At 72.1% G+C, this 14,381-nt stretch carries 10 protein-coding genes; 8 read left to right on the top strand and 2 right to left on the bottom strand.

Annotated elements, in window-relative coordinates; translation table 11 throughout:
• The 5 genes from ACZ6JS_RS30300 to ACZ6JS_RS30280 all read left to right on the top strand — a co-directional run.
• Positions 1 to 495 (top strand): molybdopterin-dependent oxidoreductase (locus ACZ6JS_RS30300; RefSeq protein WP_469302637.1); only part of this gene is annotated, 495 nt, incomplete at its 5' end.
• 411 nt (positions 496 to 906) lie between these two features.
• Entirely contained in the window at positions 907 to 1,323 is a 417-nt protein-coding gene (locus ACZ6JS_RS30295) for a hypothetical protein (protein WP_469302636.1), read from the top strand.
• Complete coding sequence (locus ACZ6JS_RS30290) at positions 1,320 to 1,652, top strand: winged helix-turn-helix domain-containing protein (protein ID WP_469302634.1); 333 nt, start codon at positions 1,320 to 1,322, stop codon at positions 1,650 to 1,652. Before ACZ6JS_RS30295 ends, ACZ6JS_RS30290 begins: the two co-directional genes overlap by 4 nt.
• Before the next feature lie 575 nt (positions 1,653 to 2,227).
• On the top strand, positions 2,228 to 3,682 hold the full coding sequence (locus ACZ6JS_RS30285) for an SDR family NAD(P)-dependent oxidoreductase (protein WP_469302632.1): 1,455 nt from the start codon (positions 2,228 to 2,230) through the stop codon (positions 3,680 to 3,682).
• A gap of 356 nt (positions 3,683 to 4,038) precedes the next feature.
• Positions 4,039 to 5,589, top strand: coding sequence for a vWA domain-containing protein (locus tag ACZ6JS_RS30280; RefSeq protein WP_469302666.1), 1,551 nt, complete (start codon positions 4,039 to 4,041; stop codon positions 5,587 to 5,589).
• A gap of 239 nt (positions 5,590 to 5,828) precedes the next feature.
• Here the strand turns inward: ACZ6JS_RS30280 and ACZ6JS_RS30275 are convergent, their stop codons facing one another.
• Entirely contained in the window at positions 5,829 to 8,030 is a 2,202-nt protein-coding gene (locus ACZ6JS_RS30275) for an endonuclease (protein ID WP_469302630.1), read from the bottom strand.
• A gap of 459 nt (positions 8,031 to 8,489) precedes the next feature.
• Between ACZ6JS_RS30275 and ACZ6JS_RS30270 the strand changes: the two genes are divergently transcribed.
• The gene (locus ACZ6JS_RS30270) at positions 8,490 to 9,182 is read left to right on the top strand and encodes an N-acetylmuramoyl-L-alanine amidase (RefSeq protein ID WP_469302628.1); all 693 of its coding nucleotides are present in this window, start codon (positions 8,490 to 8,492) and stop codon (positions 9,180 to 9,182) included.
• A 16-nt stretch (positions 9,183 to 9,198) separates the two neighbouring features.
• Here ACZ6JS_RS30270 and ACZ6JS_RS30265 read toward each other — a convergent pair whose 3' ends face one another.
• The gene (locus tag ACZ6JS_RS30265; protein ID WP_469302626.1) at positions 9,199 to 10,674 is read right to left on the bottom strand and encodes a M1 family metallopeptidase; all 1,476 of its coding nucleotides are present in this window, start codon (positions 10,672 to 10,674) and stop codon (positions 9,199 to 9,201) included.
• Positions 10,675 to 10,878: 204 nt separating this feature from the next.
• Here ACZ6JS_RS30265 and ACZ6JS_RS30260 point away from each other — a divergent pair, with 204 nt between their 5' ends.
• Together ACZ6JS_RS30260 and ACZ6JS_RS30255 are read left to right on the top strand one after the other, a co-directional pair.
• Positions 10,879 to 12,273, top strand: coding sequence for an MFS transporter (locus ACZ6JS_RS30260; protein WP_469302624.1), 1,395 nt, complete (start codon positions 10,879 to 10,881; stop codon positions 12,271 to 12,273).
• 86 nt (positions 12,274 to 12,359) lie between these two features.
• Positions 12,360 to 14,348 carry a helix-turn-helix domain-containing protein gene (locus ACZ6JS_RS30255; RefSeq protein ID WP_469302622.1) on the top strand — a complete coding sequence of 663 codons (1,989 nt, stop codon included), beginning with the start codon at positions 12,360 to 12,362 and terminating at the stop codon, positions 14,346 to 14,348.
• Positions 14,349 to 14,381 lie beyond the last annotated feature (33 nt).

Genomic DNA, 14,381 nt, shown 5'->3' with positions numbered 1-14,381 from the left:
GAACCCCTCCCGTTCGACCACGGCTTTCCCGTCCGCATGCTCGTCCCGGGCCTGTACGGGTACGTGTCGGCATGCAAGTGGATCACCGACATCGAACTGACCACCTTCGACGCCTACGACCCGTACTGGGTGAAGCGGAAGTGGGCCCGCCGCGCGCCGATCAAGACCCAGTCCCGCATCGACACCCCCAAGCCCTTCGCCCGTCCCGCCGCCGGCACCGTCGTGGTCGCGGGCGTCGCGTGGGCCCAGCGCCGCGGCATCACCCGGGTCGAGGTCCGCATCGACGAAGGACCGTGGCAGGACGCCGACCTGGGCGCCCGGCACACCGCCGACACCTGGCGCCAGTGGTCCTACCGCTGGAACGCCGCACCCGGCGGACACACGATCACCGTCCGCGCCACCGACGGCACCGGCCAGGTCCAGACCGAGCAGCGCGCGCGGACGATCCCCGACGGGGCGAGCGGCCGGCACAGCGTTTTCGTCACCGTCCCCTGACACCTCTCGAGGGCGCGCAGTCGTTCGACGGCCTGGCCAAGGCCCCCGGGTGATGCACAGGCCCCACCTCGCTCCCGCCGGGCCTGTGCACTGACGCCGGAGGGCGGCGCCCGGGCACCGTGACGCTGCCCCGGTGGGTCCCAAGCGGCCCGGAGCAGCGGGATGGACCTCTTCGAGTCCGGCCACCGAGCCGACGCGTGTCCCCAGAGCCGGCGACCTGATCCACGTCCAGCCGTCGCCCGCAGGTGGATCCCAGGGCCGCCCGCGAAGCGGAGCGCAGCTCGCCACTTTGCTCCGGGAGGCCTCGCGCAGCGAAGCAAGATCCCCACGTCGGCAAGTAGTTGCTACTCTGGCAAGTAGATGCCGGGGCGGAGTACGGGGAGGTCCCGGCGACGACGGGAGGGGTGCGCGATGGGCGAACACAACGATGCGGCCGCAGCGTTGAAGGGGATTGCGCGGATCGAAGCGACCGCGCGGGTGCGAAGCCGCTGGTATGTCGGCTACCTGTGGCTGTTTGCCGTATGGCAGTTGGTCCTGGTTCCCGCCGTGCTGCTGTGGCACGGGCCGACAGGGACACTGGTCAGCACGCTGGCGAACGCACTTGTGGTCATGGGGCTGTCCCTGTTCGCCACGAGGCAGCCTGTCGTTCCGCACGGCTACGGCAGTCTGCACCTCAAAGTGATCGGGACCTGGGCGGGTGCCTACGTCTTGACCCTCGCGCTCGGCTGCACGGTTCTCGTGGACAGTGTCGCCTTCGCGGTCGTAGCCGCTCTGGCGTGCGCCCTCCCCGCCGCCGCGGCAGCCATGCGGGAAGCGCGCGCTGTATGAAGCCGGCACCGTCGACGGCCGTGGGACAGGGCCCTCACCCGCGACACGCACTCGCCCCCCTTCTTGCTTCGGCCGTACGTCTGTCGATCGTCGCAGCCCTCGCGGTGGTGGAGAAGGCCGAGTTCGCCTATGTGCGAGATCTCGTGGAAATCACCGACTCCGCACTGTCGAAGCAGGTCTCGCGCCTGGAGGAAGCGGGCTGGGTGACGGTCGAGAAGGGTCAGGTAGGACGTCGGCCGCGGACCTGGCTGCGGCTGACCGAGGACGGTACAACTGCTTACCGACACCACCTCGCCGCGCTCACGGCAATCGCCGGCCCACTGCGATGACATTGGCGGCGGACTCCCGCGCTGGTCCGCCGCGGCGCCGCCGCACCACGGCGCCGACCGGGCTGCCGAACCGGCCGATCCGCAGGCCGGGGTGGACGCCCGCGACGAGTTCCTCACCGTGGCCGACCGCCTCGGCGCGTACGTACGGGAGTGGACGCTGCGCCACCCCCGCCTGTTCGCCGGCCTCCCGTAGGAGAGGACCCGGCCGCCGCAGGAGGGCCTGGTCCGCTCCCGCGCCACGCTGGAGCGGATCGCCGGGAGGGCGTTACCCGCATCATCCACCCTCGGCGGCAGTGCGCCCACCGACATACAGCGGGCCGAAGTGCGCGACGTGGCAATGCGGTTCCCGCTCGTCCTGGGCTGCCCCCCGTATCGGACGGCTCCGGCTCCACGCCGCCGGAGCCGGAGCGCCGGAGGAAAGCGGCGGGCCGTCCCCGTGTTCTGAGCAGCAGGCGCATGCGTGGTGCTGGTCAGCAGTCATGGCGCTGAGCCCGGGGCCCCGGCCCGGCGGCTGCCTTCATCGCTCCTGAGGGGCGGCAGGCCGCGACGAGCCGGCCGACCCCGAGAATGGGGCGGTGAATTCGAAGACGTGTATGGACAGCGAGTCCGTGGAGAACCTGCTGGAACTCCTGAAGCAGGCCGCCGAGCTGCCGGCGCAGGACACGCAGCGGCGCCGCATCGAAGGAGCCGCCAAGAACCTCCTCCGGCGCGGTCGGCGCGACCGCAGGGCCCAAGCACGCGTACGCGACCGGGAGATCGACGCCGCGCTCCTCGCCACCACGGCCACCGGAGCCCGCGACCGGATCATGGACACCGCCCTCCCCGCCCCGTCGCGAGGCCCGCGGCAGCTCACAGAAGCGGGATCCGACGCCGAGCCGTCCGCGGAGACGCCGACGCCCGCCGGCCAGCGGCCCGGGTCCCTCGGCACCTTGCGCCGCGGCCAGCGCTGCTACATCTGCAAGGACCACTACCGCGAAGTTCACCCCTTCTACCACCAGCTGTGCATGCCCTGCGCCGCATCCAACCTTGAGCAGCGCACAGCGCGCACCGACCTCACCGGACGCCGCGCGCTGTTGACCGGCGGCCGCGTCAAGATCGGCCACGAACTCGCCCTGATGCTGCTGCGTGACGGCGCCGACCTGACGGTCACCACCCGCTTCCCCCGCGACGCCGCCGCCCGCTTCGCCGCCGCCCCGGACCGCGACCGCTGGTGGAATCGACTGACCATCGCCGCGCTCGACCTGCGGGACCCGCGTCAGGTACTGGCCTTCACCGACCAGGAGCTGGCCCGTGCCCGCCCGCTGGACATCCTCGTCAACAACGCTGCACAGACGCTGCGCCGCGCACCCGAGGCGTACGCGGCCCTGGCCGCAGCCGAGTCCGCCGGGCTGCAGGCCGCGCGCCACTGGGCGGCCCCCGGCTTCGTCGTGCCCGGCAGCCCGAGCCTCGCCCTGACCGCAGGCGGCCCACCGGCCTCCACCGCAGCCGGCATACCCGTGGGTATCGGCGCTGCGGTCGACGCGGCAGGACTGCTGCCCGACACGGCCCCGATGAACTCCTGGACCCTGCAGCTCGGCCAGATCAGTGCCGCAGAACTCATCGAGGTACAACTCGTCAACGCGGTCGCCCCGTTCCTGCTCGCCGACCGACTGCTGCCGCTGATGGAGGCCTCACCCCACCCCGCCCGCTACCTGATCAACGTCTCCGCGGTGGAAGGCCAGTTCGGCGCCCTCAACAAGTCGCCCGACCACCCGCACACCAACATGGCCAAGGCCGCCCTGAACATGCTCACCCGCACCAGCGCCGCCGCTCTCGCCTCACGAGGAATCCACTGCTGCTCCGTCGACACCGGCTGGGTCACCGACGAGAAGCCCTCAGCCGCCCGCGCACGACACGCGGAGACGGGATGGAGGCCGCCGCTGGACGTCGTCGACGGCGCGGCGCGTGTCTACCACCCCATCCGCGAGGGCGAGGCGGGTCGGCCCCTGCATGCGGTGTTCCTCAAGGACTACCGTCCTGCCGCCTGGTAGCCGCACAGGGCGGACGGGCGGGCCGACGCAGGCCCCCGTGCCCCCCGGCGGGACCCCGCCGTGGCCGACGATTGCGCAGGGCCGGGTTCCCCGGGGCCGCTCGGCGCGTCGCCGGGGGTTGCCCTCCGTGACGTCATCGTGTCCTGATCTCCGCCAGAGCCTGACGTTCCGCCCCCCGTTGCCCTTTCGAGACGCGTTCGCAACACTCTCGACGGGTCCAACTCGCCTTCCCGGACGTCACATTCGCAGACACCGATCGTCCTAAGGGGGACCCCATGACGTTGCGCAAGCGCAGCCGCGACCGCAGCCGCGACCGCAGCCGCGACCCCGGCTGCAACCGCAACCGCCGACCGGCGATGCCTGCCGTGCTCGCAGTCGTCGCCGCCGGGGCGGTGCTGCTCTCCGGGTGCAGCGCCTCCGACAGCGGCCACGACCGCAGCGGCGGCACCTCCCAGGAGGGATCTCGGGGGAGCCACGGCGGCCACCCCGCCCCGGCCCCGGCCCAGGGCGGGCCCGGCACCGCCGACCGGGCCGACGGAACGGCGCAGGGCGAGGACGACGGTCGCCGCACCGGGGCACCGCCCACGGACCACCTCTCCACCTTCGCCCTCGACGTGGACACCGCGAGCTGGGGCTATGCCCGCCGGACCCTGGCCGACGGCAACCTCCCCGACCCCTCGACCGTCCGCCCGGAGGAGTTCGTCAACAGCTTCCGTCAGGACTACCGGCAGCCGGACGGCAACGGCTTCTCCGTGACCGTCGACGGCGCCCGCACCGACGCCGCCGACTGGTCCCTGATGCGCGTCGGACTCGCCACCCGTACCGGCCCGGGCAACGACCGGCGACCGCCCGCCGCCCTCACCTTCGTCGTCGACATCTCCGGTTCGATGGCCGAACCCGGCCGCCTCGACCTGGTCCGGAAGTCCCTGGACCTGATGACCGACCGGCTCCGCGGCGACGATTCGGTCGCCATCGTCGCCTTCAGCGGCGAGGCCGAGACCCGGCTCCCGATGACCCGCCTGGACGGCAACCGCAAGCGCGTGCACGAGGCCGTCGACCGACTGCGCCCCACCGACTCCACCAACGTGGAAGCGGGCGTCACCCGCGGCTACGACACCGCGGTCAAAGGCCGCCGGGCCGGCGCCACCAACCGCGTCGTCCTGCTGTCCGACGCCCTCGCCAACACCGGCGCCACCTCCGCCGACGCCCTGCTGGAGCGGATCGACGGCGCCCGCCGCGACCACGGCATCACCCTCTTCGGGGTCGGCGTGGGCAGCGACTACAACGACTCCTTCATGGAACGGCTGGTCGACAAGGGCGACGGGCACACCGTCTACGTCTCCGACGAGGAGGAGGCCCGCAGGGTCTTCTGCGATGAGCTGCCCGCCCAGGTCGAACTGCGGGCCCGCGACGCCAAGGCCCAGGTTGCGTTCGACCCGCGCAACGTCGAAAGGTTCCGGCTGATCGGATACGACAACCGGCGCGTGGCGGACGACGCCTTTCGCGACGACTTCGTCGACGGCGGCGAGGTCGGCCCTGGCCACACGGTGACCGCGCTGTACGCGGTGCGGCTGAGGCCGGGCGCTTCCGGTCACGTGGCCACCGCCACCGTCCGGTGGCTCGACCCCCAGGGCCGGGCTCCGCACGAGGAGTCCGGCCGGGTGGAGGCCGCCGAGCTGACGGGCGGAGCCTGGGAGCAGGCCGCGCCCCGCTTCCAGGTCACGGCCGCGGCGGCGTACCTGGCCTCGTCGCTGCGCGAGCGGGGAGGCGGCTGGGACCCGGTCCCGGGCGCGGTCGGTCTGGGCAGGCTGTCGGATATCACCGCCCGACTGGCCGAGCGGACCGAGGACCCGGAGGTCCGGCAGCTGTCCGAGGCGGTGCGGCAGGCCCGACGACTCCTGGGCTGACCGCCGGCCCGGTACCGGCAACCCGGCCCCGCCGGTCCGGTATCGGGCCCCGGCCCCGCCGCCCGTCGCGCCGGCCCGGTACCGGCAGCCCGGCCCCGACGGTCCGCTCCGGCGGTCCGGTCGCGATCCCTCGGCGGCCGGCCCGCCGCTCTGCCGCAGGCCACTTCACGACGGCCTGCGGCAGCTCCCGCAGCCCCTGTTCCGGTGGTGTGGCGGCCGTACCTGACGGGACCGTCGGCTCAGGGCCAGGCACCTGCGAAGTCGATCTCCTCGGCCCACTCCGGGTGGTCTATCAGCGGATTGCGGTTGCCCTGCATCTCGGCTATCGCCGCGTTGCGGTGCTGCTCGTAGACGCCCACCGGATGCTCTCGGTGCCAGTTCAGCAGCACCTCGAGACCGGTCCGCTGGAGTTCGCGCGCCTCGTCGCCGATCTTGCCCGGGTAGCGGAGGAGGAAGTAGAGCGTCGCTCTGGCGACCGGTCCCTTGCCCTGCGAGGGCTCGAACCGTCCGGGCTCCCGCCGCCCGCAGGCGGGCCGGATGACCTCGTCGAAGTCCGCGAAGTCGAAGTAGGGGATGTTTCCGCGGAAGCTGTTGCACGTCGACTCGCAGGCGAAGAGATGGTGCAGGTCTCCACGCATCGGCTCCTTCTTGGCGAACCAGGACTGGGGCACGACGTGTTCGCAGTTGAAGGGCAGCGACGCCTCCAGGAGGTCGAACTCGGCCTCGATGGCCTCCCGGCCGGGTGCGCCCTCATGGAGCATGAACTCCTGCCAGCGTCCGATCCGGGCGGCCTCCACCGCCGCGTCGGCCTCGATGAGTTCCTGGGGAGTGAAGCCCTTGTCCGAGTAGATGCCGTGCAGCTTCTCGTCGGGGTGCAGGTCCACCCACGGGTAGAGCAGGCGCATCGGCTTGTACGCGGGCCGGCGCTCGTGCGTGGACTCCAGGCGCTCGGTGAGCGCGAGGCGCAGGCTCGTGGGATTGCCGACATGAAGGCCCGCATAGTAGTCGTCGCGTGCCCTCAGGTCCGCTGCCTCGTCGTAGTAGGGACGGGCGCGGAAGGCCGCGAGGTTGGCCATGGCGGCCGCCAGGTCCCGCTCGGCGGGCGACTGACCGTCGATCCTTCCGATCCCGTCGGGCACTCCCCCGTACGAGGGTGTGGTCGCAGGCGGCACCGGACCCGCAGCGGGTGATGAGACCCGGTCCTGCAGTGCGTCGCCGTCGAGGCTGACACTGATGTGCAGGGGGACGCTCCAGCGGACCGTTCCTGCCGTGGCGTGCCGTTCTCCGCGCCGGTCCGAAGCCCCGTTCCGGGACGCGGCGCCGTTCATCCGGTCCGGCCCGACCGTCGGCGGCGAGACTTCCACGGGATGCAGGGAAGAGCCGGCAGCGAACAGCTCCGCGCGGAGCGCTGCGGCGGCGCCGGACAGAGGGAACTGCTGGATCACGCCGAGGATGCGGCTGACCCGCACGCCCTCATTGGCCTTCCAGTCCACCCGGTGCTCTCCCACGCCCGGATGCCAGCGGGTTCCGTCGACGGCCAGCACATTGCCGTCGCCGTCCTTGCGGGGAGCTCCCGCGTGGTGCAGGGCCACGACCTCCCACTGGTCGTTGAACACGGGAGCGCCCGAGGAGCCGCGCGCCGTGTCGGCCGAGTAGTGCACGAAGTCGTCCAGCACGTCCACGATCCGGTTGTCCCGGAGGGCAAGTTGCTTGGGTTCGCCATTGGGGTGCTGGATGATGTTGACCAGTTCCCCGATGACGGCCTTCCCCTGAGCCTCCTTGAGGGGCAGTCTCCCGAAGGTCGCCAGGGCTTGGCCGTCCCGGGAGCGGTCGGAGACAGCCACCACCGTGAAATCGAGGTCACGGTGCGTGACGAAGAAGCTCTGCGGATCGAGAGGGAACACGACCGGAACCAGCGGCTGCCCGCCCAGGCCCGCCTGGAAATCGAACTCGATCACTCCGGCGGCCGCCTCCTCGGGCGAGCCCAGCACGTGGTTGTTCGTCATCAGCAGTGAGGGGGACACCAGGAAACCGGTGCCGTGGTGGGACGCACCGGGGGTCCGGACGGTTATTCGGCCGATCGAGCGGGCGGCGAGGAACCCCACTTCGAGGTAGTCGATTCCGATCAGATCGTTGCGGCCCATGAACCGTTCAAGCGTCAACAGGTCGGTGCTCACCAGCTCGCGGTCCAGATCCAGGCTCGTACCGGTCGTGGCGGTCGCCGGTGTCCGCTCGATCGCCGTGGCCATCGCCCAGTCGCTGCCCAGACGGGTCAGCCTGCTGTCGACCCGCTCCCGGGTGTCCGCATGAAGGATGCCGTACCGCTCGAGCGCCTCCAGGTGGCCGTCGCGTTCGCCGGTACGGCTTGCGTACCGCCGACCGGCATCCTCCATCTGCTCCAGGAAGGCCCTGTCGACTGGTGACAACTGCTCCACGGTCATTTCGGCTCGCCTCCTCGGCGCGCTCTTCATGCCCGGATGTCGGAATTCCTCCCCTCAATTCAGTATGGGCACAGGGCCCGACCGAGTGCCGCTCAGCCGAACAGAGCGGAGTTCCGCAGTGGTTGCCGCGTCAATTTCTCGACGGCGCACGGCCCCGTGAGGCCCCTCCTCGGTGGCCGCACGGGCGCGGTGCCGCGGCACGCCTTTCCCGCCCCTTCGCCTCGCGGGGTGGGCCCGGACGCGTGCAACCCCCGCCGCTTTCCGAACGGGCCCCTCCGCTCCGGCTCTGCCGGGCCGGTCACGGGTGAGAGCGTGCGCCGAGTGGTGGAGGACCGGCTTGCCGGGGTGCGGGCACTGGTGAAGCATCAGGTTACGGGACGTGCCGCCTGCGCAGTGTGATGCCGGGATTCGCGGCGCGTCGTCCTTCTGCCTGCCTGCTCGACGTCATGAGGAGTGGCCATGGATGACAACCCGCTGAGCCGTCGACGGCTGATGTGGGGTGCTGCCGGAGCGGCGGGTACGGCTCTGGCCGCTGTCGGGCTGCCCCAGCTGATGAGGCCCGAGGAGAAGGCGAAGGCCGCGCCGCCCGGTCCCGGGCGCAAGGCCCCGGTTGCCGCAGGGCCGCCTGCGACGCCGCGAACGGACTCCTCGGTGGACTACGCCCCCGCGGTCTGGGTCGAAGCCTGCGAGTCCAACTACACGGCCTCCGACCGTCCCGAGGCGTACCCCATCGAATACGTCGTCATCCACCTGACGACGGACATCATGCCGGTCATGTTCGCCAAGTTCAACGACGCGGCCGAGAGGGTGTCCGCCCACTACATGATCAGCGCAAGCGGCACGCGGATCGCCCAGTGCGTGCGCGAGCGCGACGTCGCCTGGCACTCCGGCAGCGTCTGGTACAACTACCGGAGCATCGGCATCGAGCACGAGGGCTGGACCGATCAGCCCGCTTACACCGACAAGATGTACGAGGCGTCCGCCGTGCTCACGGCCACGATCTGCGCGAAGTACGACGTGCCGGTCGACAGGGACCACATCCTGGGCCACGTGGAGGTCCCTCTGTCCACCCACGACGATCCCGGGACGGTGTGGGACTGGGACAAGTACATGAACCTCGTCGAGACCGCGCGCCGGCGCATCAGGACCTGACACCGCGTCGACCCCGTCACGCGGGCTTGCCGTCGCCGTAGAGCCACGAGTCCCAGATCGAGTCGAGGTCCCGGCCGGCCTTGGCTTCCACGTACGCGGTGAAGTCGCCCGTGGAGGCATGGCCGTGGCGGTGGCGCAGGGTCCACCCCCGCACCAGGGCGCGGAAGTCCTCGTCGCCCAGGGCCTGGCGGATCTTGTGGATCACCATCGCGCCGCGCACGTACACCGGCTGGCCGGAGATGTCCGACGCGCTCGGCGGCTCGGCAGGCGGGAAGTCCCACTCGTCGTCGTCCGCGGCCTTGGCGTGGTTGCGGTCGAAGTGGTCCTGGGCGCTGGCCCCGCCGTGGTCTTCGGTCCACAGCCACTCCGCGTAGGTCGCGAAGCCCTCGTTGAGCCACATGTCCCGCCAGGTTCGCGGGGTGACGGAGTTGCCGAACCACTGGTGTGCCATCTCGTGCACGACGTTCGTGGTGTGGAAGACGGCGGCCGGAATGGTCGGCCTGGTCTGGGTCTCCAGGGCATAGGGCACATCGGCGGCCTGGTCGACGATCACCCCGGCGGCGGAGAAGGGGTAGGGGCCGAACCTCCCCTCCGCCCATTCCATGATCTCGGGGAACCGGTCTAGGACCGCTCCGTCCTCGTCCACGCTCGCGGTCGTGTCCATCGCCGACACGACCGGGATGCCGGCCCGGGTCCGGGAGGTCCTGATGTCGTAGCTGCCGATGGCCACGGTCGCCACATGGCTGGCCATGGGTTCGGCCTGGTGCCAGTGGAAGGTGGCGCGGTCGCCGCTGGTGCGCCGGGCGCGGAGCTGTCCGTTGGAGATCGCCTGGACTTCCTTGGGGACCGTGACGGTGATGTCGTACGAGGCCTTGTCCGAAGGGTGGTGATTGCCGGGGAACCAGGACATCGAACCGGTCGGCTCACCGAACGCGACCGCCCCGTTCGCCGTCCTCAACCACCCTTCGCGCCACCCGTGGTCATGGGTGATCGACTCCGGCGTGCCCGCGTAGTGCACGACGCTGCGGAAGGCGGCGCCCTTCCTGAGATGATCACGCGGCTGCAGGGTCAGCTCCTGCCCTTCCTGGCGAACCTGCGCCGTGCGGCCGTCGACGGTGGCGCCCGACACCTCCATGCCGAGGAGGTCGAGATTGAAGGCGCTGAGGTCCGCCGTGGCCTTCGCAGTGATCTCCGCGGTGCCCTTGAGGCGGCCGCTGCCAGGGTCGTAGTCCAGGGTCAGGGCGTAGTGGGTGGCGTCGTATCCGGCGTTGCCGAGCTCCGGGAAGTACGGGTCCCCTGCGCCTGCGGCGCCCGGGCGCCCGCCCCGGAACACCGTGCCGTGTCCCTGCGCCGGAGCGGCTTGCCCGCCCGGATGGGCACCCGCCCCACCGCCGGCGCGGCCGTCGGACTCCGAGCACGCGGGGAGGGCGGCGAGCAGGCCCGCGACCGCGAAGGCGGCCAGACGTCCGGAAGTCTTCACGCAGCCGATCATGACCCAGGCTCCGAGCGACCCGACCTCGCCACGCCGTGCCCATGGCCCCTACGGCGGGCCCGCCGTGCCTGCGTCCGCGGTGTATGGGCCGGGCACACGGGACGGTCCCCGAATGTGATGCCCTGCCACATACGCCGCCGCACTGCGTGCTTCTACGGTGTGGCCACACGGAACGTCCCCGCAGACCCCCGGGAAGTGGTGCACATGACCTCCCCCGCAACGGCCGCCGCCCCGGCCCCGTCCGGCATCCGGAGAATCGTCGCAGCGAGCCTGATCGGCACCACCATCGAGTGGTACGACTTCTTCCTCTACGGCTCCGCCGCCGCGCTGGTCTTCAACGAGCTGTTCTTCCCCGACAGCGAACCCCTGGTCGGCACCCTCCTCGCCTTCCTCACCTACGCGATCGGCTTCGCCGCCCGCCCCCTCGGCGGCCTCGTCTTCGGCCACTACGGTGACAGGATCGGCCGCAAGCAGCTCCTCGTCCTCAGCCTGCTCCTCATGGGCGGCGCCACCTTCGCCATGGGCCTGCTGCCCACCCACGCGAGCATCGGCGTCGGCGCGCCGGTCCTCCTCACCCTCCTGCGCCTCATCCAGGGGTTCGCGCTGGGCGGGGAGTGGGGCGGTGCGGTGCTGCTGGTATCCGAGCACGGCAACGACGGCAACCGCGGCTTCTGGGCCTCCTGGCCCCAGGCGGGGGCTCCCGGCGGCAACCTGCTGGCCACCGGCGTTCTCGCGCTCCTCGCCGCCGTCCAGTCCGACGAGGCCTTCCTCGCCTGGGGCTGGCGCATCCCCTTCCTGCTCTCCGGTGTGCTCGTACTGATCGGCCTGTGGATCCGGATATCCGTGTCCGAGTCCCCGGTCTTCCTGGAGGCACAGGCCAAGGCCGCACAGCGGGCCGCCGCCGGTGTCGTGGCGAAGCCGCCCGTGACGGAGGTGTTCCGTACGAACTGGCGCGGCGTCCTGACCGCGATCGGCACCCGCCTCGGCGAGAACATCTCCTACTACGTCATCACCGCCTTCCTCCTCGTCTACGTCACCAGCCACCTCGGCCTGCCCAAGAGCGACGGCCTGAACGCCGTCCTGATCGGCTCCGCCGTCCATTTCGCGGCCATCCCCGCGTGGGGAGCGCTCTCCGACCGCATCGGCCGACGCGCCGTCACCCTCATCGGCTCGGTCGGCATGATCGGCTGGGCGTTCGCGTTCTTCGCCCTGCTGGACTCCAGGTCCTTCCCGGGGATCGTCGCCGCCGTGACCGTAGGGCTGCTCCTGCACGGCGCGATGTACGGACCGCAGGCCGCATTCATCTCCGAGATGTTCGCCACCGAGGTCCGCTACTCCGGTGCCTCGATGGGCTCCCAGCTCGCCTCCGTCGTCGGTGGCGCCCTCGCCCCGATCGTGGCCGTGGCCCTGCTGAACGACTACGACTCCTCCGTACCCGTCTCGATCTACCTGGGTGCCGCAGCAGCGGTGACCACGCTGACCGTGCTGGCCGCCAAGGAGACCCGCGGGCGTAGCCTGGCCCGCGAACACGCACCGGCAGACGGCTCGGTTGCCGTCCCGCGCACGACCGGGCCCGAACCGGTGCCCGCCGACACCTGAACCGGACCCCGGACCGGCCGCAGGCCGGGCACCGCCGCCGCCGGTGTCCGGCCGGCCCCGGCCACCACGACGACGGAGAGCGCCCGATGCCCACCAGCGCAAACACCGCGAGCGCCACCGCCGACGCCAGCCCCGAGGAGTCCTCGAGCGCCCTGCGCCACCTGCGCCATCTGCTGGACCTGCTCGACCGGGGCGCCCCGGCCGAGCAGTTCGCACCACCGGCCGCGTCGGCCCGCGGCCCCCACCTCGCCGAACCGGAGGCGGCCGTGGTCGCGGACGCCACTCGGGTCGCGCTCCGCATCCGCCGCACGCTCGGCCAGCACCGCCGCCGCGAAGCCGAACTCGCCGCGCTCTTCGACACCGCCGGTGATCTGGCCCGGCTCAGGGACCTGGACGCCGTGCTGAAGGCCATCGTCCGCCGCGCCAAACTCCTCCTGGGCACGGACGTGACGTACCTGTCCCTGAACGACGACGAGGCCGGCGACACCTACATGCGGGTGACCGACGGCTCGGTCTCCGCCGCGTTCCAGCAGGTCCGCCTCGGCATGGGGGAGGGCCTCGGCGGTCTGGTCGCGGAGACGGCCCGCCCCTACTCCACCGGCGACTACCGCGACGACCAGCGCTTCCGGCACACCACGACGATCGACGGCGCCGTCGCGGAGGAGGGGCTGCGGGCCATCCTCGGCGTGCCCCTGCGCCTGGGCACCCGGGTGATCGGCGTCCTGTACGCGGCGGACCGCACCGCCCGCACCTTCATACCCGAGGAGGTGGCCCTCCTGTCCTCCCTCGCCGACCACGCCGCCATCGCCATCGACAGCGCCCGCCTGCTCGAGGAGACCCGCAGCGCACTCGTCGACCTCAACCAGGCCTCGCGGACCATCGAGGCGCACAGCGAGGCCATGCGGCGGGCCGAGGAAGCCCACGACCGGCTGACCGACCTGGTGCTGCGCGGCGCGGACATCTCCGACGTCGCCACCGCCATCGGCACCGTCCTGCAGGGCGGCACCCTGATCCACGATGCCGACGGAACCGAACTCGCCCGGTCCGCCACCGATTCCGGGCCGCCGTCCGCCCGGGCCGTCGGCGCGTCCCGCACCGGAGGGCGCGCCGTGCCGGCCGAGGGCACCTGGGTGTGCGCCGTCCTCGCGGGCCCCGAGCTGCTGGGGAGCATCGCCCTGACCGGCCGCCCCGACCTCGGTGACGCAGACCGCCGCCTCTTCGAGCGGGCCGCAGTCGTCACGGCCCTGCTGCTGCTGCAGCGCCGCTCGGTGGCCGAGACCGAGGACCGCGTGCGGGGCGAACTCCTCGGCGACCTCCTCACCGGTGCCGCGGACCCGGCGGGCCTGCCGGCCCGAGCCCGCCGGGTCGGAGTGAACCTGGACCACCCGCAGGCGGTGTTCGTCCTGCACTCCGCCACCGCCCCCAGGCAGCGGCTGCTGGCCGCCGCCACCCGCGTCGCGCACTCCCGCAAGGGGATGTCGGGGCTGCACCACGACGACGTGGTTCTCGTCCTCCCGGCCGAGCACCCCGGACCCGGACCCGGATCGCAATCCGGATCCGGATGTGGTCGCGGTGCCGCGAGCCTGGCGGCCGAGCTGGGTCAGGTCCTCGCCGGCCCCGTCACGGTCGGCGCCGCCGGCCCGGTCATCGGGCCGCGGCGGTTCCCCGACGCCCATGCCGAAGCCCTCCGCTGCCGGACCGCCCTGCACGCGCTCGGCCGGGAGGGCTCCGGCGCCGCCCTGGCCGACCTGGGCTTCCTCGGCGTACTGCTCGGCGACCGGACCGACCTCGGCGGATACGTGCGCCGGACCCTGGGCCCCGTGCTCGACTACGACGCCAAGCGCGGCACCGAACTCGTGCACACCCTCCGGACCTACTTCGACCAGGGCACGAGCCAGGCCCGGGCGGCGGAGGCCCTCCACGTGCACGTCAACACCGTGGTGCAGCGCCTGGACCGGATAGGCCGCCTGCTCGGCCGCGACTGGCAGCGCCCGGAGCGGGCCCTGGAGCTCCAACTCGCGCTTCGCGTGCACGGGGTCCAGCGGCCGGACGGTTCTGCTCCGCCCCGCGCGTAGCCCGGTCCGCCCCATGCGCCCGGCCCGGTCCGC

The sequence above is a fragment of the Streptomyces sp. NPDC046349 genome (assembly GCF_055587885.1).
The sequence above is the reverse complement of the archived record's forward strand: the minus strand, read 5'-3'. Positions and strand labels throughout refer to the sequence as shown.